Raw genomic sequence first — 24548 nt, 5'->3', positions numbered from 1 at the left:
CCAAATAACAATGACCGGCACGGAAATGCCCCATTTGCGCCGTTAATTTTTCGGCTTCGTAGCGCACGTTATCAGGCATCAACCAAGAACAACCGCGCGAGGAAGCCATGCTTAGATCTCTGCGTAGTAAGCCGGTTGCCATTGCCCTGATTGGGCTTATGACGATCACGACAGCCGGGCTGGCTGCAATCAAGGTCGCACCCAAACCGACCACCGACAGCGTTACCATCCATTCCGAAATGGTGCGCGGTGAAGTGACCCTGCGCCACCCGGATGGCACCATCGCCATCAGGCGTGATTGCGTGCGGTTCCCGTGCAAGATTGACATCTCGTCGCTTGAACGCGGGGACTATGACGTCACACTGACAAATGGCGATGAAAGCCAGAAGATGGTAGGACTCTACAAAGAGTAGGCATCCCGCCTGCCCCACGACCCAAACCGTTCAAATTTTTCCGGAAAATCCGGGAACGTTTTGATGGCCTGAATGTTCATCATATATCGAACCATTCAAAGGTAATGTGGCGATGCGTTGCATAAACGCTCGTGCGTGCTAGATAAAGTAGCACGGGTAACGACCCGGATGCGCCAGTCGGCCCAGCAACAAAGGTTTCCAAGATGTTGCACGGGATTTTCACTTTTATCGACGGCGCAAAAAGGGATATGTTGCGTTACCGCACAGATTAATAATGAAAGTCGAGGAACTGTATCATGGCATTTGAACTCCCAGCACTTCCGTATGCATATGACGCGCTTGCGCCGGTCATGTCCGCTGAAACCCTTGAGTTTCACCATGACAAACATCACAACGCCTATGTTGTGAACGGCAACAAGCTGCTCGAAGGTTCGGGCCTTGAAGGCAAGTCGCTTGAAGAAGTTGTTGTTGCATCTTACGGCGACGCTTCCAAAGCAGGCCTGTTCAACAACGCTGCTCAGCACTGGAACCACATTGAGTTCTGGCAGATGATGAAGGGCAATGGCGGCGGCGCCATCCCGGGTGAACTCGAAAAGAAAATCGTTGAAGATTTCGGCTCTGTCGATGCCTTCAAAGAAGCCTTCATTCAGGCTGGCGTAACCCAGTTCGGTTCTGGCTGGTGCTGGCTTGCGATGGACAAGTCCGGTAAACTGGTTGTCACCAAGACCCCGAACGCGGAAAACCCGCTTGTTCACGGTCAGACCCCGCTGCTCGGTTGTGATGTTTGGGAACACTCCTACTACATCGATTACCGCAACGCGCGTCCGGACTATGTCAAAGCCTTCCTCGACAGCCTGGTTAACTGGGAATATGTCGCAGAGCGCTTCTCCAAAGCTGGCTAATCAGCCGACGCTTTGAGACTGAATTACAAAAGCGGCTCCTTCGGGGGCCGCTTTTTTTGTTTGCGCAACATAAACAATGAAAAACCCCGCCGGCAAACCGGCGGGGTTTGGATCGAACATGATCAAACGCGTGATCAGATATCGAATTTGATGCCCTGCGCGAGCGGCAACTCGCGGGAATAGTTGATAGTATTGGTTGCGCGGCGCATATAGCCTTTCCATGCGTCCGAACCGGATTCACGACCGCCACCGGTTTCTTTTTCACCACCGAACGCACCACCGATTTCCGCACCGGAAGGGCCGATATTGACGTTGGCGATACCGCAATCGGAACCGACCGAGGACAGAAACAGTTCGGTTTCGCGCAGATCGGTCGAGAAGATGCACGATGACAGACCCTGCGGCACGTCATTCTGAAGCGCGATGGCTTCTTCAAGGTTCTCGTACGTCATGACATACAGGATCGGTGCGAAGGTTTCGTGGCGCACGGTCTCGGTCTGGCCCGGCATTTCAACCACTGACGGGGTGACATAAAACGCGTTCGGATATTCCGATTCCAGGGTACGTTCGCCACCATGCACGGTGCCACCGTCTTTCTTGGCATTGGCAAGGGCGGCCTGCATGTTGGTAAAGGCTTCTTCATCGATCAGCGGACCAACCAGAACACCATCGGCCAGCGGATCGCCAATTTTCACCGACTTGTAAGCCGCAATGATTTTCGGCAGCAGCTGATCCTTGACATCCTTGTGAACGATCAGGCGACGAAGCGACGTGCAACGCTGACCACAGGTGCCAACAGCGGAGAACACAACCGCACGAACGGTCATATCCAGATCGGCAGACGGGGTCACGATCATGGCATTGTTGCCGCCAAGTTCAAGAATGGTGCGGCCAAAGCGCTGCGCAACACGCGGGGCAACTTCGCGGCCCATGCGGGTTGAACCGGTGGCTGAAATCAGCGCAACATCGCGGCTGTCGGTCATGATTTCACCGATTTCGCGATCACCAACCACAACCTGATGCAGGTTGGCCGGTGCATCACCAAATTTGGCAATCGCCTTTTCGAGGATCTTCTGGCAGGCAAGGGCTGTGACCGGGGTCTTTTCCGACGGCTTCCAGATCACGGCATTGCCGCAAGCCAGTGCAAGCGCTGTGTTCCACGCCCACGGCGCGACAGGGAAGTTGAACGCGGTGATCAGGCCAACAACACCCAGCGGATGCCAGTTTTCCATCATCTTGTGGCCCGGACGTTCGGACGCGATGGTCAGACCGTAAAGCTGGCGCGACAGACCGACTGCGAAGTCGCAGATGTCGATCATTTCCTGCACTTCGCCAAGACCTTCCTGATAGATCTTGCCGCATTCAAGCGACACCAGACGGCCCAGCGGTTCCTTGGCCGCGCGCAGTTCTTCACCCAGAAGACGCACCAGCTCGCCACGACGCGGACCGGGAACCTGACGCCATGCGCCAAACGCCTTTTTGGCGTTGCCGATAACATCGGTCATCTCGGCCGGGGTGGTTTCGGTGACACTGGCGAATTCCGAACCGTCAACCGGGGTCTGGACACTGAGGGTGCCATTGGCAATCTCTGCTTCGGACAAACCAAGTTCGGTCAGAATGGATTTGTAGCTCACAGTAAAACTCCCTTCGTTTTAAACTTTCCGGCGCGGATCACCGGCAAATTCGATCTCTGTTCAATCCCTGATATCCGCCACCTTGGGCAGCAGTTTGGCGATGATGGCAAAGGCCTCATCAACCTGATCAAACGGAATGGTCAAAGGTGCCAGCAGGCGCACCACATTTGCGTGCTCACCACTTGGCATTAACAATAGCCCGTTATCACGGGCCAGTTGCAACAAGCATTGCAAACGTTTGGGTGACGGTTTGCCGTCATCTGCAATCAATTCAAAGGCGCGCATCGCCCCGATGCCGCGCATGTTGCCGATCACATGCCCGCCGGGCAGATCGCGCAACCATGCGATATGGGTGGCGTATTTTTCACCAAGCTGCTTGGCCCGTGCAGTAAGCTTGTCGGTTTCCAGAACCTCAAACACGCCGGTTGCTGCCGCGCACGCGACAGGATTGCCGGAATAGGTGCCCCCAAGCCCGCCCGGAGCCAGCGCACTCATGACATCCTCGGCACCGGTGATGGCTGCCAACGGGAAGCCCCCGCCAATGCCCTTGCCCATGACAAGGATATCGGGCGCAACACCGGCATGCTCAATGGCAAACATCTTGCCCGTCCGGGCAAAGCCCGACTGGATTTCATCGGCAATCAATACCATACCGTTTTCATCACACAGGCGACGCAGGGCGACAAGAAACGCGCCATCCGCAGCACGAAAACCGCCTTCGCCCTGAACGGGTTCAATCACCACCGCCCCGACCGACGCCGGATCGGCGGAAACAGCAAACAGCTTGGCGATGGCGGCCATCGCATCATCAACCGATACACCGGTTTCGGGGCAGGGATATGGCAGATGCCATACCGGCCCCGGCAATGGACCCAGCCCGGTCTTATAGGGTTTGGTTTTACCCGTGAGCGAAAGGGTCGCAAGCGTCCTGCCATGGAAGCCGCCCTCAAAGGCGATTACGCCGGTGCGACCGGTAAAGGCGCGCGCAAGCTTCAGCGCATTTTCCATCGCCTCTGCGCCGGAATTGGTCAGCATTGATTTTGCCGGACCTTCAATCGGGCAGTTTGCTGCCAGCCACTCCGTGACCGCGACATAGGGCTCGTGCGGCAACGCATTATAGCAGCTGTGGGTAAAGCGTTCGCACTGGGCGGCAACGCGTTCCATCACCACCGGGTTGCGATGACCGACAGTCAAAACACCGATCCCGCCAATGAAATCGATATAGCGTTTGCCTTCGACATCCCATGCCTCGGCATTGAGCGCACGATCAAGATAGACCGGATGCACATTGCGCACCCCGGCCGATACCGACGCGATTGCGCGCTCGCGCATCTGCGTGCTGTCTTGGGCTGGTTTGGTGTTTTCGTCACGGGGCATGTGGGGCTGCTCCGACCTTTTTGTTGATGATTTAAATGACGTTCAGTTCAAGCACTGGGGCATTGTCACGGATGCGTTCATAACCAAACACCGACAGATCAAGAGTTTCATAGCCGTTTGTTGCGATCAGTTCGGCAATACCACGACCAACCGCCGGGCTTTGTTGCAGGCCATGGCCCGAGAACCCGTTGGCAAAGATGAAGTTTTTAACGTCCGTGTGACGGCCCAGAATCGCATTCTGATCGAGCAGGTTATAGGAATAGTGACCCGCCCAGGCATTGACGACCTTGATCGCCTCAAACCGTTCGCACCGCTCATACAGACCCGGCCAGATGATGTCGTCAAACAGGCTGTGATCGACGTCGAAATCCCAGCATTCTGGATCGCGATCCTTGGGTGGGGCAATGCCGGTAATAAAGAACTCGCCTTCCGGACGCACATAAAGGCCGCTTGGGTCAATCAGCATCGGGCAGGATGCGCTGATGTCTTCCGCGTCCCGGCAATTGAATACAAAGATGCAGCGTTTGCGTGGCTCGACCGGAATTTCAAGGCCGACCATCCGGGCAACCTTTGATCCGCCGGTGCCCGCCGCATTGACAAGCTGGCCACAGCCAAAACGACGACCGTCCTTAAGAACCACACCCGTAACCTGATCACCATCGCGCTGGACCTCGACGACTTCGCCGTCAATGTATTCGGCAGCGCGACGGCGGGCCTGTTTGCGGAATGACTGCATCAGGCAATAGGCATCAAACCAGCCTTCGCCCGTGCGTCCCCAGCAACCGGCCGCCAGATCGGATGTGTTCATCCACGGGTATTTCGCGGCAAGGTCATCAGGTTCCATCCAGATAATGTCACCGCCAAACTCGGTTTGCGTCGCATGGTTCTGACGCAGGATATCGCGCCCCTGATCGGTGGCCAGAATGAGGTAGCCCTTTTCATGCAGGGCAATGTCGACGTCGGAATCAAGATCGCGGTTGAGATTGCGCAGGAACTGAATGCCATAGGCCGACATTTCAATATTGATCGGGGTTGAAAACTGTTGGCGGATTGAAGCCGCCGAAAGTGCGGTCGAACAGAACTCATAGGTCGAGTCTTTTTCAATCACCAGAACCCGACCCTTGAAATCATCACGACCGGTCAAATGCCATGCGATGGAACTGCCGATAACCGCACCACCGACGATGATCACATCATAATTTTCGTCAACAGAACCCATTCTTGCCTTCTACCCGATGCAAATTGTTGCTTTCCGGCCGCTGATGAACCGGTATTTTGCGATGGTGCGCTGGAAACCGTTACCCGAATGAAGGGGGAGCCATCCTTCCAAAACATTCCAAAGTAACAGCATTCCAGCGCAGATGGCTGTCAGCCCAAACGCTTCTTGGGGTGGCGCGAGGGGGCTTTGAACCGTTTAAAACCGTACGCCTTGGCTGCACAGCAAACAAACGATATATTCGCACCATATCATTCCGTTTTGTTATGAACTGGTTTTGCCATGCGTCGCGTCCTGCCATCCCTTACCGCCCTGCAATTCTTTGAAAGTTCGGCCCGTCATCTGTCTTTCACCCGCGCGGCAGAGGAACTGAATGTGACGCAAAGCGCAATCAGCCGTCAGATCCGTGCGCTTGAGGAATATCTCGGGCGTGATCTTTTTCGCCGTGTGAAGAAACGCCTGAAACTGACCGCGGCCGGCGAAGCCTATGCCGCGCAGGTCCGTGACCTTCTGGATCGGGCCGAGGCCGCCACCTTGCAGGTCATGGCCTATTCCGATGCGGGCGGGATGCTCAATGTTGGGACGCTACCGACCTTTGGCGCACGCTGGCTTGTGCCGCGTCTTGGTGATTTCAAGGCAACCTGGCCGGACATTCAGCTCAATCTCATTACCCAGACGCGGGAATTCAATTTTGACCGCGAGGGTATCGATATCGCCATTCACTTTGGCGAAGACAACCTGCCGGGCTGCGTGACCCACCGTTTGATGGGGGAAACCCTGATTGCGGTCTGTGCGCCCAAGCTGCTTAAGGAAAATGACGATCTGCCGATTGCCCGCGAACGCGTGCGCAACTGTACTTTGTTGCAGCATTCCACCCGCCCGCGTGCATGGCAGGACTGGCTTGCGGCCACCGGCGTTGCCGTGGTCGATGAACTGGCTGGCCCCCGGTTTGAGCATTTCCACATGGTCATTCAGGCCGCTGTCGCAGGTCTTGGGCTGGCACTTTTGCCGGAATTTCTGGTACGTGAAGAGCTTGAAAACGGGCGTCTGGTCGCACCCTTTGATGTATCGATCCCCAACCAGCACGCCTATTACGTGGTTTATCCCAAGGAAAAGGAAAACAACTTTGCAGTCCGCGCGTTTCGCGACTGGCTGATTGCAACCTGTCGCACCGAACAGGATGACCGCCCCATCCCGTCGGGCACCGCCGCCTGAGAACTGGTCAAATTGAGCTAAGCGGCTGGTGATCTAGTCAGCGCCAATCTTTTCGGACGATCCAGCACGCATCGCTGCACAAAGTTGCACCGCCACAACAACAAACAGGAAGTAAAGTGCGACCTGCCAGTCGCCCAGAAGGTCATGCAAGGCCCCAAACAAAACCGGGCCGATGGCCGCAAACAGATAGCCCACCGATTGCGCCATGCCCGACAGTCGAGCAGACGTTTGCGGATCTGCCCCACGCATGCCGACAAGGGTCAGAGCAATACTGATCATGCTGCCTTGCCCAAGCCCCATGCATACCGCCCACACATAGGGCAATTCGGTGGTGGCAAAGACAAAGCCCGGAATGGCGATGATCAACGGAATATGAAGCACCAGCATCGCCAGTTTCTTGTTGGCAATCCTCGAATAAATCAGCGGCGCACCAAAGGCAGCCGGAATGCCGAATACGTTAAACAGGGTCAGAAGCGTGGCGGCTTCGGCCTCGGAAATGCCGTGATCAATGAAGACTTTGGCAACCCAGGCGGTGCCGGTATAGAACATCAGCGACTGACAACCAAAGAACAGTGCCAGCCACCAGGCTTCGACATTTTTCCAGAGCGAAATACGCGTAACCGGTGCCGGTGCCGCGCCGACATGGCGATAGCGCAACATCGGTAGCCAGCAAACAAAGGCAATCGCGGCAAATACCGCCCAAACGCCGAGCGACCAGCGCCAATCACCATCCGCCGCGTTTCGGAGCGGGATCGAAACAAATGCCGCGATCGTCGCACCACTGGACATGGTGAAGGTGTAAAGGGCAGTCACCAGTGCCACATGGGTCGGAAAACTGCGTCGTACCAGTGATGGGGTCAATACGTTCAGAACCGCAATTGCCGCGCCCAAAATAATGGTTCCGACCACCATGATGTCATAGGCCCCGCTGGCGCGAAGCCCCTGCCCGATGGCGATGAACAGCAACATGGTCAGAAGAGTCGCTTCGAGACCGAATTTCTGCCCCAGACGCGGCGCAAACATTGAAAGCACGCCAAAGCTCAAAACCGGCAGCGTTGTCAGCAAACCAAGCTGGGTCCCTGAAAGCGACAGATCAGTACCGATGATTTCCGCCAAAGGCCCCAGACCGACAATACTGCCCCGCATGTTCGCCGCCAAAAGCAAGATCGCCAGCAAAAATCCGATATGCGCCCCCAAATGATGGAAGCCACGCCCGGCATTCGATGCGGCATTCTTTCCCGGCGTTGTCTTCTCGGAAGGATTGGTGTGTGGGGCCGTCTTGTCAGTCATCTGGATGATCCATGTTGTGTCGCGATGGTGGCGCGGACAGAAATTCAGTTCGGCATAAATTCAAAAATCGGGCTTTCAGACCGCAACAACACCCCACAATACCCGGAGCGCAACCAGCACAAACAGAACGGCAATGATCCGCTCAATCCAGGCAGCGTGATCGCGCAACCAGGGCAACACCGCCCCGTGCGACAATCCGACGGCGACAAGGCAATACCACGCCCCGTCGATTACGGCGGCGGTAAACGCCAGAAGGAACTTGCCGCCCCATTCAAACTCGGGCGAAACAAACTGGCTGAAAAGGGCCAGGAAAAACAACGCGATCTTGGGATTGAGAAACGCAATCATGAACCCGTCTCGGGCGGCCTGCAGGATCGAACCTGATACCTTGCCCGCACTATCCACATCAAACTTCGCACCCGCCTTGGCACCGCGCCACGCCTTGATCGCAAGCCAGATCAGATAAAGCGCACCAAGGATACTGACGGCATTGTGAAAGACCGGTACAGTCTGAAACAGAATGCCAAGTCCGGTCATGGTGATCACAGCATAAAAGCCGATACCCAGTGCATGCGCCAAGGCGCAGGCAAATCCGGCCTGGCGGGAATGACCAACAGAATAGCGCAATACAACGGCCAGACTTGGACCCGGTGTCATTGCGCCAAGTACACAGATGGTTGCAACCGACAACCAGGCGGCGAAGCTCATAACGTTTCCTTTGGGTGACGCAGGTTTATTCCCGCTTGGTTTTATCGAAAGCTATCTGCTTGCCAGAACCGTTTCAACGGAAATGAACTGTCGCTATGATGCGCATCCGCGCCAACCCGCCACCTGAACACAGCATTTCGTAAAATACGGTTTTAAAACATGTTTCTGTTGCTCAAGAATGCCAATGTCTTCGCCCCGACGCCGCTTGGCATCAATGATATCCTGATCTGTGACGAGAAAATTGTCGCCATTGCGCCGGATCTGGTGGTTTCTGTTCCGGCCGAAATCAAGACCATCGACCTTGGCGGCAAGATGACCGTACCAGGCTTTATCGACGGACATGTCCATCTGATCGGGGGCGGTGGCGAAGGCGGATTTGCGACGCGTACGCCAGAAGTTGCGGTTGGCAAACTGATCGAGGCTGGCATTACATCCGTTTGTGGATTGTTGGGCACAGACGCCGCAACCCGCCACATCGCATCGCTTTACGCCAAGACCAAGGCGCTTCGAACCGAAGGTATTTCCGCCTGGTTCTTCACAGGTGGTTATCGCGTGCCGTCACCAACCCTGACCGGCAATATCGGGGATGACGTGACGTTTCTGGATGCCTGTATCGGGTTGAAAACAGCGATTTCAGATCACCGCAGCAGCCAAAGCACGGTTGAGGAGCTCGCCCGCATCGCATCCCAATCGCGCATTGGCGGCATGACATCGGGCAAGGCCGGATCGGTTGTGGTTCATCTGGGCGATGGTGACGGGCACTTTGATCCCCTGATTGCTGTGATCGAGCAGACCGAAATACCCATCGGCCAGTTCATCCCGACCCACGTCAACCGCAAGCGCGCCTTGCTTGATGCGGCCAAACTCTGGGCAAAGCGTGGCGGCAATATCGATTTCACCACCGGGATTGATGCTGAACCCGATCCCAAGGGGGCGACCAAAACATCGACCAGCATTGCCGAATGCCTGGCCGATGGCGTTCCGCTGGATCGCATTTCAATGACATCGGATGGCAACGGGTCACTGCCGGATTTTGATATTGATGGCAATATGGTCGGGCTTTCGGTGGCTGGCTTTGAAACCGTACCGCGCGAATTTGCCGATCTGATCGAAGTCGAAAAGCTTGATATCCCGACCGCCTTGGCCCCGATTACGATCAATCCGGCACGCATGCTGGGCCTTGCGGCACGCAAAGGGCAGCTAAAAGTCGGTTATGATGCCGATATCCTGGCTTTCGATGAAGCTTTAACCCCCGATAGCGTCATTGCACGCGGAAAACCGGCCATGATTGGCAAGGAACGACTGCTCCGCGGTACTTTTGAGGACTAATTTGGTTTTTGGACCGGATTACGGCAGTTAAAAACGCACTAGAAACCAATAATTTGCGAATTTGGTGCCTTTTTATCGTCATATCTGCCCCAAATAGCCCCCAATACAGCCAAACCTCGTGCCTATTTCCCCGGTAAGCTTTGCGATCAGACACAGGTCCACGAATGACCTGTGCCCAAAAACCTTGGAAAGGACACGAGAGATGCGACAGACAGCCATGATTTTGGCCGTTGCAAGCGCATTGGGGCTTTCGGCTTGTAGCGGATTGAATGACCGAGACCAGAAAATGCTGAGTGGCGGCGCAATTGGTGCCGGTGTGGGTGCTGTTGGCACCGTGATCACCGGTGGCTGTGTTACCTGTGGCGCGGTGATTGGCGGCGCTGTGGGCACCGGTGCGGGCTATATCATGCACGAGAATGAGAAGGCCCGGAAATGATGAAACGGATCATTCTTCTGGTCGCTGCGTTCGGCCTAACCCTGCCTTTCGCGGCACCTGCGCCCGTTAAGGCCGACCCGCCGTCATGGGCACCTGCCCATGGCTATCGTGCCAAGCAGCACAAAGGCCACAAACGCAATTATAGCCGCCACGGTAACGAGCTTTTTGTCTCCGACGGTGGTTTCCTGCGCTGTAACCGTGATGTGGTTGGTGCCATCATTGGTGGCGGCACAGGCGCGGTTCTTGGTTCAACCATCGGCAAAGGAAGCGGCCGGGATGCAGCCATGATTGGTGGTGCCATTCTTGGTATGCTCAGTGGCTACTCGATTGGTCAGAGCCTTGATCAGGGTGATCTGGCTTGTACCGGCTATGCCTTGCAACGTGCCCCTGATGGGCAGGCCGTCCGGTGGCAAAACCCCGATTCGCAACACAGCTATAATGTTGTGCCGACCAACAGTTGGCAGAACGCCGACGGACGCTATTGCCGCGAATATAGCGCAACAGCCCGTATTGGTGGAGAACTGCGGAAAACATACGGTACGGCATGCCGCCAGGCTGATGGTTCATGGCAGATCGTGTCCTGAGAACCGAACGCGCGCCAAGCATATTTCAATCTGGGGCCATGCCCCGCAAAAAGCCCGGCACTGCCGGGCTTTTTTGTACGTTATCTGATACGTAGCGCATCTTAAATTATTTCAATTCAATGTCTTATAGGTGGCTATACTCTCGCAACCGTTATTTGTTTTACGTTAACGTCACTTTGGGTTACAGTCCTGTCATAATCAAAACAAAATACCTGCTGACTGAGGGAGGCGTTCGTGGATGACATCCTCGAAACCGTAAAAGAAAAACTGCCGCAACTGCGCGGTCTGAATGCTGTCGTCGCCTTCGACTGTGGCGATGACGGACATATCGTGATTGATGCCACAGGCGACGAGCCGGAAATCAGTGATGATGATCTGTCCGATGCCGATTGCATTCTCAAGATCAAAAAAGCCAACCTCGAAAAGCTGATCGCCGGAAAGCTTGACCCGATGCTTGCCTTTACCATGGGCAAACTGAAGATCAAGGGCTCCATGGGTGTGGCAGCAAAGCTGTCATCGATGCTCGACTAGCTTTGTCGGTATGGTCTGTTTGACGAGGGAAACATGCGTAATCGCATTGCAAAAGGCAGCATATCGGCCCTGATTGCCGGCTTTACGATTCAATATGCCACCGCGTCGCTGGCATCCGGATCGGAAACGCTCAATTTCCGTGTCCTCAAGGACGGGGAGCCGATCGGTTATGAAACCGTCGAAATTAAACCAACAGCGACCGGTCAAACCGTGACGATCAAAACGCTGACCGATGTGCGGGTTTTGTTTTTGAAGTTCCATTACGACCATCAGCGCACCGAACAATGGCAGGACGGAAAGCTGGTCTCGGTCGAAACCACCACCAATGATGACGGCACACACTACACCTGGCAGGCCAGTTATGACGAAGATTGTTATGCGCTGGCGGGCGAAGGTGTCGGGAAACGTGATGCCTGTGATGCGGCCTGGCCGCTGACCCTGTGGCACGAGGATGTCACGGGTAAAACCGATCTCTTTAGCGTCATCAATGCTGAACCCTACACTGTGCACACTCAAAGGGTTGGCGAAGAAAACGTCATGGTCGAAAGCCGGGAAAAACCGGCAGTCCATTACGAAATGTCTGGCGATGTCGAACGGCACCTCTGGTACGGCACCGACGGAAAACTGCTCAAAACGAGTTTTAAAAGGAAGGGTTACGACATCGATTTTATCAGGGTCGATGCGATAAACCCTCAGCAATAAAAGCGGGCGTTTTAAATCAAAGATTTGAAACGTTTAAAGATTAGGGAGAAATAGATGTCCTACTTCAAGAAGAGCTGCCTTTGGGGTGCAGCTTCGGGTACTGCACTTCTATGCGCACTCGCTAGTGTTGGCACCGCGCAAGCGTCCGGTTTTCAAGTCCGTGAAACCAGCGGCACCCTTCAGGGTTCAAGCTTTGCCGGTATGACCACACTGTCAACCGACGCATCGACGATGTCCTACAACCCAGGCACAGTTGGGCAGTACAAAGAAACCAGCTATAGCGCAGGTATTACGGTCATTCGCCCGGTGGCGAAAGCGACCAACACCGTTGCAACCAATGGCGCACGAACGGTGATCGCACAAACCGGCGGTGGCTACAAGGATATGGCACAGGATGCTGCGGTACCAAACGCACATGCTGTCTGGAAGCTAAACGATCAGATCAATCTCGGTGTTTCGATTACGGCACCTTGGGGTCTCGTGACCGACAACGATTCAGATTTCGCCGGACGCTTTTTTGGTACGACATCAAAAATCAAGACAGTAAATATCAAACCAGTTGTTGCCTATCGTTTCGACAATGGGCTGAGCATTGGTGCGGGACCGCAGGTTCAAAGATTCGAGGCCGCCCTTAGTAAAGCCGTTCCGTCGCTTGGTGGCGCCGTTGCAGAGGGTAACTCTACGATTGAAGGCGACGACATCGGCTACGGCTGGACAGCCGGGATGAACTGGGAAGTCACGAAAACCACCCGTGTTGGTCTTTCTTATATCTCCGAGGTTGAACATAAACTCAAAGGCGATATCACCTTCGACAATGCCGCAAAAAACTTGGCCACGCCCTACACGGACCGAGATGCAAATGCCAAGATCACCACGCCGGAGTCTATTGCTTTCGGTATTTCTCACGACCTGTCTGATAAGTGGACTGTCATGGGTGACGTGCAATGGACCAACTGGAACTCAGTTGGCGATCTAGTCTTTAACTACAGCGGCTTGATTAACTCCGCCTCGACTGCCACTGGGAGTACAACTGAAAATTATCAGTGGGGAACGTCGTGGTTTGGTGCCCTCGGTGCACGTTACCAGTATGACGAAAAATGGTCGTTTACCGGTGGCGTGGCCTATGATGAGACCCCGATCCAAACCCGTAACCGCAATGTGCGCTTGCCGGATTCAGATCGATACTGGGTCTCATTTGGCGCAACATACAAGGCTGCTGATTGGGCTGATGTGACACTGGGTTATACTCATATCTTTGCTGATGAAGCACGCGTAGATCACGCGTCTTCGCTCGTTGGTAATTATGCTGCCGACTACGAAGCCAAAGTCGACATCATCGCGTTGCAGGCGAATTTCAAGTTCTGATTTACTATACTGTCCGGTGCGGGGTGCTTTGGCGCACCGCATCGGGCTCCCTTTTTTTGCCCGCAAAGTGACGTTAACGTAATGGAGTTAACGCAAGTGAACAAAGTAAACGTCCAAGAATCCCCGATCCTGCGCGATGGCGTTGATATCAGCTCGCCGGTAAGAACCTGCCCGGTCCATGAGATTTTCGATAAAGCGGCGGCACGGTTCCCGTTGCGCCCGTGTCTTGATTTCCTCGGTCGAGTCTATGATTACAAGACCATTTCCGAGCAAATCGACCGTGCTGCCGAAGGCTTTAAACAGCTTGGCGTGCGCAAGGGTGACAAGGTCGGGTTGTGCCTGCCCAATACGCCCTATTACGTGGTTTGCTATTACGCGATCCTGAAATGTGGCGGTGTAGTCGTGAATTTCAATCCACTCTATGCCAAGCGCGAGATCGCCTATCAGATTGAAGATTCAGGCTGTCGCCTGATGGTGACGCTGAACCTCAAACAGATCTATCCCAAGGTGGCAGCATGCCTTGATGAAACCTGCCTCAAGCGGATCGTCGTCTGCGAAATGAGCGGCATCTTGCCGCCGGTTAAAAGTGTTCTGTTTTCACTGTTCAAGCGTAGCGAACTGGCCGATGTGCCAACAGATTTGCGTCACATCCCCTATTCACGGGTCATCGGATGCAAACCGATTGATCGCGTGGTGGATATCAATGTCCATGATCTGGCGGTTTTGCAATATACCGGCGGCACGACCGGACGCCCGAAGGGGGCGATGCTGACCCATGCCAATTTGAGTGCAAACGTTGATCAGCTAACCCGCTGGATGCCAGACGCCAAGCCGGGCCACGAAGTGACCCTGTGCGTTTTGCCATTCTTCCATGTTTTTGCGATGACCGTGGCGCTCAACACATCAGTCAATCTCGGAGCGGAAATGGTGTTGCAGCCCCGCTTTGAGTTGGGTTCCCTGATCAAGGCGTTGGACAAGAAAAAGGCCACCATCTTCCCGGGTGTTCCGACGATCTATACGGCGATCAACAATTCGCCGGAAACACTCAAATACGACCTCTCACACATCCGTTGCTGCATTTCGGGCGGTGCGCCGCTGCCGATCGAAGTCAAACACCGGTTTGAGGAAATTACCGGCTCAAAGGTGGTTGAAGGATATGGCCTGTCAGAGGCCAGCCCGGTCTGTACTTGCAACCCGCTTAAGGGTGAGAACAAGGAAGGCTCGATCGGGCGACCGTTGCCCGGGACCGAGATCGAAATCCGATCGCTGGATCGGCCTGATCAGGTCGTGCCACTTGGCGAAAAGGGTGAGGTCTGTATTCGTGGCCCGCAAGTCATGCCTTGCTACTGGCAAAACGAAACGGCCACCAACGAGACATTTGTCGATGGTTGGTTGCGGACCGGTGATGTCGGTTATCAGGATGAGGATGGCTACACGTTCCTGGTTGATCGTCTTAAGGATGTCATCCTGTGCAGCGGCTACAACGTTTATCCGCGTGCCATCGAAGAGGCACTTTATCTGCATGACAAGGTTGCCGAGGTCACCTGCATCGGGATCCCCGATCAATATCGTGGTCAGGCGCCAAAGGCGTTTGTTCGCCTGAAAGACGGTGTCACCGATGTGACCGCCGAAGATCTGCGGGCATTTCTTGATGACAAGATTTCAAGAATCGAAATGCCGCGCGAAATCGAAATTCGGGAAGAACTTCCCAAAACCATGGTCGGCAAACTGTCGAAAAAGGAACTGGTCGAAGAAGAACGACAAAAGAGAGAAGGAAATACGGTTTAGTTACAATGCGTTGGCGTCACCATACACACACTGAAAAAACTTAAGTGACGTTAACGTAAACTAATTGACGTATACTGAAAAATAGATACCATAAGGGGCGAACAATGACAAAAATTGACGAACGGTTTTATACCGTTCCCGAACTGGCCGACGATCTTGGCATCACGCCGCGCACCATCCGGTTTTACGAGCAAAAGGGGCTTTTAAACCCGCAACGTGCCGGCACCACCCGGGTCTATACCCGACAGGATCGCGCCAAACTGCTCCTCATTTTGCGGGGCAAGCGACTGGGCTTCAGCTTAAGAGAGATCGCGGACTACCTTGATCTTTACGGCGCAGACCCAACCCAGGCAGAGCAAATCAAAATGCTGCTGGAACGCGTTCGGGAACGGATTACTGACCTGGAAGAACAGCGTCAGGCACTGGACGTCACTTTGGATGAACTGCGTGATATCGAACAGCAATCGGTTGATGCACTTAAAGAAAAGGGACTCGATCCGGTATCGTAACAAGTTGCCCGGATCAGAGGACAGCTCAGGAAGGAAGACAAAGCCATGACCAACGCCGTAATTGCCGGATATGTCCGATCACCCTTTACCCCGGCCCGCAAAGGGGCCCTTGCAAAGGTCCGCGCTGACGACCTTGCGGCACAGGTCGTCAAAGGTCTGGTCGAAAAGACCGGCATTGATCCCAACGCGATCGAGGACCTGATCCTTGGTTGTGCCTTCCCGGAAGGTGAACAGGGCTTGAACGTTGCCCGCCTGATCACCTTTATCGCCGGTCTGCCACGTTCTGTTGGTGGCGTGACGGTCAACCGTTTCTGCGGATCGTCCATGCAGTCGATCCATCAGGCGGCTGGTGCAATCGCGATCGGTGCCGGTGATGTCTTTATCTGTGCCGGTGTCGAAAGCATGACCCGGGTACCGATGATGGGCTTTAACCCCCTGCCCAACCCGGAGCTTTATAAAGCCATGCCCGAGGCCTATATGGGCATGGGCGATACGGCCGAAAATGTTGCTGCCAAATACAGCCTGACCCGTGCCGATCAGGAAGCCTTTGCAGTTGAAAGTCACAAACGTGCTGCTGCGGCACAGGCCGCTGGCAAGTTCACCGATGAAATCATTCCGATCCAGACCAAGGATGGTGTTGTTTCCGAAGATGGCTGCATCCGCGCAGAAACAACCGCCGAAGGCTTGGCCGACCTCAAACCCGCCTTCAAGGCAGACGGTGTTGTTACTGCGGGGACCTCTTCACCGCTGACCGATGGTGCGTCGGCTGTTCTGGTCTGTTCCGAAGACTATGCTGCGAAAAACGGCCTGACCCCGATTGCACGTATCAAGTCGGTTGCGGTTGATGGTTGTCTTCCGGAAATAATGGGCATTGGCCCGATTGGCGCATCGAAAAAGGCGCTTTCGCGTGCCGGTCTGAGTGCGGCCGATATTGATGTCACCGAACTTAACGAAGCCTTCTCGTCCCAGGCCATGGCAAGCATTTCCGAACTTGGTCTTGATGGTGCCAGGGTCAATATTGATGGCGGTGCGTTGGCGATTGGTCACCCGCTTGGCGCGACCGGTGCGCGTATCGTTGGCAAGGCCGCAAGCATCCTCAAACGTGATGGCGGCAAATATGCGCTGGCATCCCAGTGCATTGGCGGGGGTCAGGGAATCGCGACCATTCTGGAGGCGATGTAATGACCACCATTAAACAGGTCGCCGTTATTGGTGCCGGTGTTATGGGGGCGGGGATCGCTGCCCATATCGCCAACTCCGGGACACCCGTCCTGCTGCTTGATATCGTGCCCGAAGGTGCCAAAAACCGTAATGCGGTTGCCGAGGGCGCGGTTGCCAAGATGCTGAAAACTGACCCGGCTCCGTTCATGTCCAAACGGGTCGCCAAGTTGATTACGTGTGGCAATATCGAGGATGACCTTGATAAGATCGCCAAATGTGACTGGGTGATCGAGGCCGTCATTGAACGCCTTGATATCAAGCAGGATCTGTATCGCAAGATTGATGCAGTCCGTGCCAAGGGATCGGTGGTGTCGTCAAACACATCGACCATTCCGCTCGCAACCCTGATTGACGGGATGGACGAAAGCTTCGCACAGGACTTCATCATTACCCACTTCTTCAACCCGCCTCGCTATATGCGTCTGCTGGAGCTGGTTGGATCAGGTGTTACCCGCGATGGTGTGATTGATGCGGTTGCCGATTTTGCTGATCGCAAACTGGGCAAGACATGTGTCACCTGTCATGACGAACCGGGCTTTATCGCCAACCGTCTGGGTGTCTACTGGATTCAAGCCGCCATGATTGAGGCCATGGACCGCAAACTGACCGTCGAAGAAGCCGACAGCGTCATTGGCCGTCCGTTCGGCATTCCCAAAACCGGCGTCTTTGGCTTGATGGATCTGGTCGGTCTTGATCTGATGCCCCATGTGCAGTCAAGCATGGCTGGCCTTCTGGATAAATCCGACCCGTTCCATGCGATCTATCGCGAAAGCGAACTGGTCAGCAAACTGATTGCCGATGGCTATACCGGGCGCAAGGGCAAGGGTGGTTTCTATCGCCTGAACCGTGAAGGCGGTGAGAAAGTCAAAGAATCGGTTGATCTGCAAACCGGTGAATTTGCCAAATCCGAAAAGGCGCGTTTGGGCAGTGTCCGGGCCGCAGGCAAAGATCCGCGCAAGATGATGGAAGCATCTGACAAGGGTGGCCAGTATGGTCGCGCTGTCATGGGCAAGACGCTGGCCTATGCGGCCGTTATTGCCGAGGTCGCTGCAAATTCCATTGTCGATGTCGATGATGCGATGAAGCTGGGTTATGCTTGGAAAACCGGGCCGTTTGAACTGATTGATGCCATTGGCGTCGATGCCCTGATTTCGATGCTCGAAGAGGACGGCGTTGAAGTCCCCGCCTTGCTGAAAAAGGCCGCAGGCAAATCGTTCTACAAGGTCGAAGACGGTGATCTTTATTACCTAGGCTTTGATGGCAGCTATGCCAAGGTCACCCGCCCGGATGGCGTCATCCTGCTTGAAGACATCAAACGCAAATCCGAACGGGTTGCCGGTAACCGTGCCGCATCGCTTTGGGATATCGGTGATGGCGTTGCCTGCCTTGAATTCCATACCAAGATGAATGCGCTTGATGCCGATGTGCTTGGCGCGATCAAGACATCCATCCGAACTGTCAAAAAGCAGTTCAAGGCGATGGTCATCTATAACGAAGCAAGCAACTTCTCAGCCGGGGCAAACCTCGGTCTGGCGCTGTTTGCCGCCAATATCGCCGCTTGGCCAGAGATCGAAAACCTCGTTGAAACCGGTCAGGAAACCTACAAGGCGCTTAAATATTCGCCCTTCCCGGTCGTTGGTGCACCCAGCGGCCTTGCCCTTGGTGGCGGTTGTGAAGTCTTGCTTCATTGCGATGCGGTTCAGGCGCACGGAGAAACCTATATCGGGCTGGTTGAGCCCGGTGTGGGTCTGATCCCGGCCTGGGGCGGATGTAAGGAAATGATCCGTCGTTGGGCGGAAAATCCGAAGTTTGTCAGAGGCCCGATGGCCCCAAGTGCGAAGGCGTTCGAGATCATCTCGGTCGCGACCGTTGCCAAATCGGCGATGGAGGCCAAGGAAAACCTGTTCTTCCGCGAAACTGACGGCATCACCATGAACCGCAACCGTTTGCTGGCCGATGCCAAGGAACGCGCACTGTCGATGGTTGATGGTTACGAAGCACCCGAAGAATTTACCTATCGTCTGCCGGGCGAAGCGGCGCGGGTTGCCTTTGAAATGGCAGTCGATGGTTTCCATCGCCTTGGCAAGGCCACCGATTATGACCGCGTGGTCGCCGGTGAACTGGCAAAGGTTCTGGCCGGTGGGGACACCGACGTGACCGAGGAACTTTCCGAAGACGATATTCTTGAACTGGAACGCGAAGGCTTCATGCGTCTGGTCCGCAATGAAGGCACCATGGCCCGGGTTGAGCATATGCTGCTGACCGGCAAGCCGCTGCGCAATTGACCGGTCCGGGAGGAAACAGAAAATGGCTGAATATAAAGCACCCCTGCGCGATATGCGCTTCGTCCTGACCGAGCTGTTTGATTTCAACGATATCAATCAGATGCCCGGTTGCGAGGATTTTACCCCTGATGTGGTCGATGCGGTTCTCGAAGAGGCCGCCAAAGTCTGCGAAGAAGTCCTGTTCCCGATCAACCGGTCGGGCGATGAGGAAGGCTGCGCTTGGGATGACGGGGTTGTCACAACCCCCAAAGGTTTCAAGGAAGCCTACCAGACCTTTGCCGAAGGCGGCTGGACCGGGATTGCCTGTGACCCGAAATATGGCGGTCAGGGCGCGCCGAAATCCATCAATGCGCTGGTCGAGGAAATGATTTGTTCGACCAACCTGTCCTTTGGCATGTATCCGGGTCTGTCTTTTGGTGCCTATGCCGCCCTTCACAGCCACGCATCGGACGAACTCAAGGACAAATTCCTGCCCAAGATGGTCGATGGCACTTGGTCGGGCACCATGTGTCTGACCGAACCGCATTGCGGTACCGATCTTGGCATCATCAAGACCAAGGCCGAACCCCTTGATGACGGGTCCTATGCAATTTCCGGCACCAAGATCTTTATCTCGGCCGGGGAACATGACCTGACGGAAAACATCATCCATCTGGTTCTGGCCAAGCTGCCTGACGCGCCAAGCGGCACCAAGGGCATTTCGCTTTTCCTTGTGCCAAAATTCATGGTCGGGGATGACGGATCACTTGGCGATCGCAACGCGGTCAAATGCGGTTCCATCGAGCACAAGATGGGCATCAAGGCATCTTCGACCTGTGTCATGAACTTTGATGGCGCGGTTGGTTATCTGGTCGGTGAACCCCATCAGGGCATGCCCGCCATGTTCACCATGATGAACCAGGAACGCCTTTCGGTTGGCATTCAGGGTCTTGGCCTTGGCGAAGCGGCCTATCAGGGTGCGCGGGCCTATGCCAAGGACCGCCTGCAAGGCCGCGCCCTGACCGGTGCGAAATCCCCGAACCAACCAGCGGATTCCATCATCGTCCATCCCGATGTGCGGCGCATGCTGCTGACCGCAAAGGCAACCAATGAAGGCTGCCGGGCGATGGGCATGTGGGTCGCCCGTGCGCTTGATACCGCCAAACACCACGAAGATCCGGTCAAACGCGAAGAAGCTGACGAGTTCGTCCAACTGATGACCCCGATCGTCAAGGCGCTGTTCACCGACTGGGGCTTTGATAACACCAACCTTGGTGTTCAGGTCTTTGGCGGGCATGGCTATATCCGCGAATGGGGCATGGAGCAGTATGTTCGTGACGCACGTATCGCCCAGATTTACGAAGGCACCAACGGCATTCAGGCACTTGACCTTGTCGGGCGCAAAATGCCGACCAAAGCCGGTCGTTACCTGCGTCGTTTCTTCCATCCGGTGCAAGAATATATCGAAGCCAATGTCTCGAACGCCGACCTTGGTGAATATGTCCAACCGCTGGCGAAAGCCTTCATGCGTCTGCAACAGGCCACCGGCGAACTGGCCCAGCGGGGCATGAAAAACCCCGATGAAGCCGGTGCTGCCGCAACCGAATTCCTGCGTCTGTTTGGTCTGGTTGCCGTCGGCTTCATGTGGGCCCGCATGGCTGAAATCGCCCTGGCCAAACAGGATGATGATGCTGAAGGGTTCTATAAGGCCAAGCTGATCACGGCCAAGTTCTATATGGAACGTATCCTTCCGCAGTCCGGTGCCATGTTCAGCCAGATCATGTCTGGTTCCACGACCATGATGGCACTTGACGAGGAGCTGTTCTGATCATGAATTCGGGCCGCAATAACAACGCTTTGGCATCAGGAAACGGAGTTCTGTCGTGAACCTTATTTTCCGACTGATCCGTGTCGTGATCCTGTCGTTGTTGCGGCCCGGGTTGCATCCGCTTGATCCATCGACCCTGCATTTCCGCGCATGGCCTTTGGATCTTGATATCAATGTGCATATGACCAATTCGCGGTATTTCGCATTGATGGATCTGGGCCGGACCGAGCTGATCATGCGCAATGGCATTGCCAAGCAGATGCTGAAACGCAAATGGCAGCCGGTGGTGTCGGGGTCGACCATGCGGTTCAAACGCGCGATCAAACCGTTTCAGAAGTTCGCACTCGAAACGCAGGCTTTGTATTGGGATGAAAAGGGCTTCTATCTCGAGCAACGCTTTGTGGCCAAAGGCAAGACGCTGGCCCTTGGCGTGGTAAAGGCGGTTTTCGTCGGCCCGGATGGCATTGTTGCGCCTGAGGAAGTCTGTCGGATGGTCGGCGCAGATGAGACGTCCCCTTCAATGCCCGACTGGCTTTCTGGGTGGCCCGATATGGAAACCGCGATTGAAGCACGACTGGCGATTTAACACACACGAACAACCGGAAAACCGGGAGAATTGCGGAAAAACACCGCGCAGGAGGAAACATCATGGCATCCGATGACGCCGTATTGCTCAACATCACTGATGCGGTCGCAACGATTACGCTGAACCGCCCGGACCGCATGAATGCACTGGATCAGGCTATGGTCAGTGGCTTGGCAACTGCCATGGACAAGATCGAAGCCAACCTTCCCGATATCGGAGCCGTCATCATCGAAGGATCGGGCGGCACGTTCATGGCTGGCGGTGATGTGAAGTTTTTCCATCAGTTGTCAAAAGGTCCGGTCGAAGACGCGCGCCCCTCAATCGAAGCATTGATTGATCGGGTTCACGAAATTGTTTTACGCATCAACGCCCTGCCCCGCCCGGTGATCGCCAAGCTTGAAGGGGCTGTTGCCGGATTTGGCATTAGTCTGATGAATGCCTGCGACCTTGCAATCGCGGCTGAGGAAACCGTTTTCACCCTGGCCTATATCCATATCGGCACCTCGCCCGATGGTGGTGCAACCCATTCGCTGACCCGGTTGGTCGGCATGAAAAAGGCCAAAGAAATCGCCCTGCTTGGCGATCGGTTCGGGGCCGATGAAGCCCATGATTGCGGCCTGATCAACAAGGTCGTCCCGGCAGATCTGCTAGCATCCGCAACCGCGAAATACGCCACCCGTTTGTCCGCCGGACCGCGCGATGCGATTGCCCGCACCAAGGCGTTGCTGAATGCCGCCCCCGAGGCCGATCTGCAAACACAGTTGAAGGCCGAGGCCAAATCATTCGCTGATTGCACCGTAAGTGCCGATTTCCGCGAGGGCGTCACTGCTTTTGTGGAAAAACGCACGCCGCGTTTTGGCAAATCATAAAAAGAATTCAGGGAAGAATTTGATGACGAGTCTTAAAGGCAAAACACTGTTCATCACCGGCGCATCGCGCGGCATCGGAAAAGAAATTGCCCTGCGTGCAGCGCGCGATGGGGCCAATGTTGCGATCATTGCCAAAACCGATGAACCGCACCCCAAGCTGCCCGGCACCATCCATAGTGCGGCCGCCGAGATCGAGGAAGTTGGTGGCAAGGCACTGGCCCTTAAGACCGATATTCGCGATGAAGACCAAATTGCCGAGGCTGTCGCAAAGACCGTCAAAACCTTTGGCGGGATCGACATCCTGATCAACAATGCCAGCGCGATCAATCTGACCCCAACGTTGCAAACCCCGATGAAGCGGTTTGATCTGATGCATCAGGTCAATACGCGTGCGAGCTTCGCCTGTGCCCAGGCCTGCCTGCCGCATCTTCTGGAATCGGACAACCCACATATCCTCACCATGTCACCACCGCCCAACCTGTCCCCGCAGTGGTTTGCCAATCATACGGCCTATACGATTTCAAAATACGGCATGAGCCTGATCACACTTGGTCTGGCAGCCGAATTTGCCGATGAAGGGGTGGCCGTCAATTCGCTTTGGCCGGTCACGGTGATTGAGACCGCAGCGCTCAACATGATCCCAGGTCTTGAGCAGGGCCGTGCACGCACACCGCAAATTCTGGCCGATGCGGCGCATGCCATCCTGACAGCGCCATCGCGCGAAATTACCGGGGGCTTCTTTACCGATGAAAGTGTGCTTGAGGCCATCGGTGTCACCGATTTCGAACAATACAATCTGACACCGGGCAAACCGCCCTATCCGGACTTCTTCCTGGAGCTTGATCGCAACGGCAAGAACGACCCGCAGGTTGCAAAACTGCTTACGAAACTGGGCCGCTTTCACAAAGCAGCCTGACCGTCATGGCGCCGGGGAAGTGTGTGCCTCGGCGTCTCGTAGGGGCCTGATTTTACGGCTGTGGATGATCTGCACTGGAAATCGGGCTCTCTCGCCCGCTGAACTAAACCCGCCCTTTGTGGCGGGTTCTTTTTTGTGGCATGCGCACATAAAGGCACCGCCACGGGGAGAATGGCGGTGCCGCCTTCGCATTAAACGCTAGACGTTGAGGGATATGATGAAAAAGCGTGAAGCGAAGGAGTAGTTATAAGTAAGCTTCAGGACGCGCGGCGTTCCAGTGACTGACGCGGCATTTCACAAGCAACAAGACTTGGTGTCGGCAACATCATCTGTACCGAAAGTGCCATGCCAAGGTCGCGGTGATCGCGTTTGGCATCCAGGAAATGCTCCGACCAGATGCCGTCACGGTTGGCTGACAGAAACGCACAACGCAGCATCGAAAAACGGCTTGATCCATGGCAGTTATGTTCGCCAGTCACCTGTGCAAGCCAGCCGGCAATTGCGTCATGGGCAGCCTGATCAAGGATGTCCTGCATGCTGGCCCGATCACTGGCTGCAATGCTGTCTTCGGCGAGCGCATCGCGAAGGGCGTTGATCATGCGCTGACTGGCCTGCGGAGAGTTGACACCGAATGAACGCAACCACGCACGTGCCGTGTCTTCGATCAAACGCGTCATCGCAGCCGATTCAAACGCGGCATAGGTGAAACCCTTTGATGCAATGGTCATGTCAGTCATTCGTCTGGCCCTCCGGGCGGTGAACAATCAGCGGGACTTAACGCTTCGTTAAGAATGAATATCGCTGAAAAAACGCGGGATAATTTGCTCGAATCTGGGCGTTTTTGTGACGTCGAGAATCTTTTGAA

The 24548-nt window shown here is 55.1% G+C and carries 23 protein-coding genes; 17 read left to right on the top strand and 6 right to left on the bottom strand.

Translation table 11 applies throughout. The features are described 5' to 3' along the window. Positions 1 to 107 precede the first annotated feature (107 nt). Together AUQ41_RS02735 and AUQ41_RS02730 are read left to right on the top strand one after the other, a co-directional pair. Positions 108 to 413 (top strand): hypothetical protein, encoded by a 306-nt coding sequence (locus AUQ41_RS02735; protein ID WP_008888602.1) that lies wholly within the window; start codon positions 108 to 110, stop codon positions 411 to 413. 296 nt (positions 414 to 709) lie between these two features. Further along, positions 710 to 1315 (top strand): superoxide dismutase, encoded by a 606-nt coding sequence (locus tag AUQ41_RS02730; protein ID WP_008888603.1) that lies wholly within the window; start codon positions 710 to 712, stop codon positions 1313 to 1315. A 134-nt stretch (positions 1316 to 1449) separates the two neighbouring features. Here the strand turns inward: AUQ41_RS02730 and AUQ41_RS02725 are convergent, their stop codons facing one another. From AUQ41_RS02725 to AUQ41_RS02715, 3 genes are read right to left on the bottom strand one after another with little or no spacing between them, the layout of a single operon-like run. Further along, positions 1450 to 2949 (bottom strand): aldehyde dehydrogenase family protein, encoded by a 1500-nt coding sequence (locus tag AUQ41_RS02725; RefSeq protein ID WP_063086531.1) that lies wholly within the window; start codon positions 2947 to 2949, stop codon positions 1450 to 1452. Positions 2950 to 3009: 60 nt separating this feature from the next. Continuing rightward, positions 3010 to 4326 carry an aspartate aminotransferase family protein gene (locus AUQ41_RS02720; protein WP_083952703.1) on the bottom strand — a complete coding sequence of 439 codons (1317 nt, stop codon included), beginning with the start codon at positions 4324 to 4326 and terminating at the stop codon, positions 3010 to 3012. 31 nt (positions 4327 to 4357) lie between these two features. After that, the gene (locus AUQ41_RS02715; RefSeq protein WP_063086528.1) at positions 4358 to 5545 is read right to left on the bottom strand and encodes an FAD-binding oxidoreductase; all 1188 of its coding nucleotides are present in this window, start codon (positions 5543 to 5545) and stop codon (positions 4358 to 4360) included. A 279-nt stretch (positions 5546 to 5824) separates the two neighbouring features. Here AUQ41_RS02715 and gcvA point away from each other — a divergent pair, with 279 nt between their 5' ends. Further along, positions 5825 to 6757: a transcriptional regulator GcvA gene (gene gcvA, locus AUQ41_RS02710; RefSeq protein WP_063086526.1), complete on the top strand. Its 933-nt coding sequence runs from the start codon at positions 5825 to 5827 to the stop codon at positions 6755 to 6757. Positions 6758 to 6790: 33 nt separating this feature from the next. On the opposite strand, the gene AUQ41_RS02705 is transcribed toward gcvA, so the two are convergent. Next, positions 6791 to 8047 carry an MFS transporter gene (locus AUQ41_RS02705; protein ID WP_063086524.1) on the bottom strand — a complete coding sequence of 419 codons (1257 nt, stop codon included), beginning with the start codon at positions 8045 to 8047 and terminating at the stop codon, positions 6791 to 6793. Positions 8048 to 8122: 75 nt separating this feature from the next. Then, entirely contained in the window at positions 8123 to 8755 is a 633-nt protein-coding gene (locus tag AUQ41_RS02700; protein ID WP_063086522.1) for a LysE family translocator, read from the bottom strand. A 159-nt stretch (positions 8756 to 8914) separates the two neighbouring features. Between AUQ41_RS02700 and iadA the strand changes: the two genes are divergently transcribed. The 14 genes from iadA to AUQ41_RS02630 all read left to right on the top strand — a co-directional run bounded on the left by iadA (position 8915) and on the right by AUQ41_RS02630 (position 23683). Then, positions 8915 to 10084: a beta-aspartyl-peptidase gene (gene iadA / locus AUQ41_RS02695; protein ID WP_063086520.1), complete on the top strand. Its 1170-nt coding sequence runs from the start codon at positions 8915 to 8917 to the stop codon at positions 10082 to 10084. Between the two features lie 202 nt (positions 10085 to 10286). Beyond that, positions 10287 to 10520 carry a hypothetical protein gene (locus tag AUQ41_RS02690; RefSeq protein WP_008888617.1) on the top strand — a complete coding sequence of 78 codons (234 nt, stop codon included), beginning with the start codon at positions 10287 to 10289 and terminating at the stop codon, positions 10518 to 10520. Beyond that, the gene (locus AUQ41_RS02685; RefSeq protein WP_063086518.1) at positions 10517 to 11104 is read left to right on the top strand and encodes an RT0821/Lpp0805 family surface protein; all 588 of its coding nucleotides are present in this window, start codon (positions 10517 to 10519) and stop codon (positions 11102 to 11104) included. The genes AUQ41_RS02690 and AUQ41_RS02685 overlap by 4 nt, the downstream gene beginning before the upstream one ends. Before the next feature lie 234 nt (positions 11105 to 11338). After that, positions 11339 to 11635 carry an SCP2 sterol-binding domain-containing protein gene (locus AUQ41_RS02680; protein ID WP_063086516.1) on the top strand — a complete coding sequence of 99 codons (297 nt, stop codon included), beginning with the start codon at positions 11339 to 11341 and terminating at the stop codon, positions 11633 to 11635. 33 nt (positions 11636 to 11668) lie between these two features. Then, entirely contained in the window at positions 11669 to 12337 is a 669-nt protein-coding gene (locus tag AUQ41_RS02675; protein ID WP_063086514.1) for a DUF6134 family protein, read from the top strand. A 54-nt stretch (positions 12338 to 12391) separates the two neighbouring features. Then, positions 12392 to 13702 carry an OmpP1/FadL family transporter gene (locus AUQ41_RS02670; RefSeq protein WP_063086512.1) on the top strand — a complete coding sequence of 437 codons (1311 nt, stop codon included), beginning with the start codon at positions 12392 to 12394 and terminating at the stop codon, positions 13700 to 13702. A gap of 96 nt (positions 13703 to 13798) precedes the next feature. Then, positions 13799 to 15490 carry a long-chain fatty acid--CoA ligase gene (locus AUQ41_RS02665; RefSeq protein WP_063086510.1) on the top strand — a complete coding sequence of 564 codons (1692 nt, stop codon included), beginning with the start codon at positions 13799 to 13801 and terminating at the stop codon, positions 15488 to 15490. Between the two features lie 104 nt (positions 15491 to 15594). Then, positions 15595 to 15999: a MerR family DNA-binding transcriptional regulator gene (locus AUQ41_RS02660; protein ID WP_063086508.1), complete on the top strand. Its 405-nt coding sequence runs from the start codon at positions 15595 to 15597 to the stop codon at positions 15997 to 15999. A gap of 45 nt (positions 16000 to 16044) precedes the next feature. Continuing rightward, a complete protein-coding gene (locus tag AUQ41_RS02655; RefSeq protein ID WP_063086506.1) occupies positions 16045 to 17181 on the top strand; it encodes a thiolase family protein in 1137 nt (378 codons plus the stop codon). After that, the gene (locus tag AUQ41_RS02650) at positions 17181 to 19505 is read left to right on the top strand and encodes a 3-hydroxyacyl-CoA dehydrogenase/enoyl-CoA hydratase family protein (protein ID WP_063086504.1); all 2325 of its coding nucleotides are present in this window, start codon (positions 17181 to 17183) and stop codon (positions 19503 to 19505) included. Before AUQ41_RS02655 ends, AUQ41_RS02650 begins: the two co-directional genes overlap by 1 nt. Positions 19506 to 19527: 22 nt before the next feature. Next, entirely contained in the window at positions 19528 to 21312 is a 1785-nt protein-coding gene (locus tag AUQ41_RS02645; protein ID WP_063086500.1) for an acyl-CoA dehydrogenase C-terminal domain-containing protein, read from the top strand. Positions 21313 to 21367: 55 nt separating this feature from the next. Further along, a complete protein-coding gene (locus tag AUQ41_RS02640; RefSeq protein ID WP_063086498.1) occupies positions 21368 to 21898 on the top strand; it encodes an acyl-CoA thioesterase in 531 nt (176 codons plus the stop codon). Between the two features lie 62 nt (positions 21899 to 21960). After that, positions 21961 to 22767 (top strand): enoyl-CoA hydratase/isomerase family protein, encoded by an 807-nt coding sequence (locus AUQ41_RS02635; RefSeq protein WP_063086496.1) that lies wholly within the window; start codon positions 21961 to 21963, stop codon positions 22765 to 22767. 22 nt (positions 22768 to 22789) lie between these two features. Next, positions 22790 to 23683, top strand: a complete 894-nt coding sequence (locus AUQ41_RS02630; protein ID WP_063086494.1) for an NAD(P)-dependent oxidoreductase — start codon at positions 22790 to 22792, stop codon at positions 23681 to 23683. A 257-nt stretch (positions 23684 to 23940) separates the two neighbouring features. Here AUQ41_RS02630 and AUQ41_RS02625 read toward each other — a convergent pair whose 3' ends face one another. Further along, complete coding sequence (locus AUQ41_RS02625; protein ID WP_063086492.1) at positions 23941 to 24420, bottom strand: hypothetical protein; 480 nt, start codon at positions 24418 to 24420, stop codon at positions 23941 to 23943. Positions 24421 to 24548 lie beyond the last annotated feature (128 nt).

The organism is Thalassospira sp. MCCC 1A02898 (genome assembly GCF_001618185.1).
Taxonomy (GTDB): Bacteria; Pseudomonadota; Alphaproteobacteria; order Rhodospirillales; family Thalassospiraceae; genus Thalassospira; species Thalassospira tepidiphila.
The sequence above is the reverse complement of the archived record's forward strand: the minus strand, read 5'-3'. Positions and strand labels throughout refer to the sequence as shown.

Excerpts from the sequence above, each read along its gene's own strand:
- AUQ41_RS02735 (WP_008888602.1), top strand. The coding sequence starts at position 108 with ATGCTTAGATCTCTGCGTAGTAAGCCGGTTGCCATTGCCCTGATTGGG.
- AUQ41_RS02730 (WP_008888603.1), top strand. The coding sequence starts at position 710 with ATGGCATTTGAACTCCCAGCACTTCCGTATGCATATGACGCGCTTGCG.
- AUQ41_RS02720 (WP_083952703.1), bottom strand. The coding sequence starts at position 4,326 with ATGCCCCGTGACGAAAACACCAAACCAGCCCAAGACAGCACGCAGATG.
- AUQ41_RS02715 (WP_063086528.1), bottom strand. The coding sequence starts at position 5,545 with ATGGGTTCTGTTGACGAAAATTATGATGTGATCATCGTCGGTGGTGCG.
- gcvA (WP_063086526.1), top strand. The coding sequence starts at position 5,825 with ATGCGTCGCGTCCTGCCATCCCTTACCGCCCTGCAATTCTTTGAAAGT.
- AUQ41_RS02705 (WP_063086524.1), bottom strand. The coding sequence starts at position 8,047 with ATGACTGACAAGACGGCCCCACACACCAATCCTTCCGAGAAGACAACG.
- AUQ41_RS02700 (WP_063086522.1), bottom strand. The coding sequence starts at position 8,755 with ATGAGCTTCGCCGCCTGGTTGTCGGTTGCAACCATCTGTGTACTTGGC.
- iadA (WP_063086520.1), top strand. The coding sequence starts at position 8,915 with ATGTTTCTGTTGCTCAAGAATGCCAATGTCTTCGCCCCGACGCCGCTT.
- AUQ41_RS02690 (WP_008888617.1), top strand. The coding sequence starts at position 10,287 with ATGCGACAGACAGCCATGATTTTGGCCGTTGCAAGCGCATTGGGGCTT.
- AUQ41_RS02685 (WP_063086518.1), top strand. The coding sequence starts at position 10,517 with ATGATGAAACGGATCATTCTTCTGGTCGCTGCGTTCGGCCTAACCCTG.
- AUQ41_RS02675 (WP_063086514.1), top strand. The coding sequence starts at position 11,669 with ATGCGTAATCGCATTGCAAAAGGCAGCATATCGGCCCTGATTGCCGGC.
- AUQ41_RS02670 (WP_063086512.1), top strand. The coding sequence starts at position 12,392 with ATGTCCTACTTCAAGAAGAGCTGCCTTTGGGGTGCAGCTTCGGGTACT.
- AUQ41_RS02660 (WP_063086508.1), top strand. The coding sequence starts at position 15,595 with ATGACAAAAATTGACGAACGGTTTTATACCGTTCCCGAACTGGCCGAC.
- AUQ41_RS02655 (WP_063086506.1), top strand. The coding sequence starts at position 16,045 with ATGACCAACGCCGTAATTGCCGGATATGTCCGATCACCCTTTACCCCG.
- AUQ41_RS02650 (WP_063086504.1), top strand. The coding sequence starts at position 17,181 with ATGACCACCATTAAACAGGTCGCCGTTATTGGTGCCGGTGTTATGGGG.
- AUQ41_RS02645 (WP_063086500.1), top strand. The coding sequence starts at position 19,528 with ATGGCTGAATATAAAGCACCCCTGCGCGATATGCGCTTCGTCCTGACC.
- AUQ41_RS02635 (WP_063086496.1), top strand. The coding sequence starts at position 21,961 with ATGGCATCCGATGACGCCGTATTGCTCAACATCACTGATGCGGTCGCA.
- AUQ41_RS02630 (WP_063086494.1), top strand. The coding sequence starts at position 22,790 with ATGACGAGTCTTAAAGGCAAAACACTGTTCATCACCGGCGCATCGCGC.
- AUQ41_RS02625 (WP_063086492.1), bottom strand. The coding sequence starts at position 24,420 with ATGACTGACATGACCATTGCATCAAAGGGTTTCACCTATGCCGCGTTT.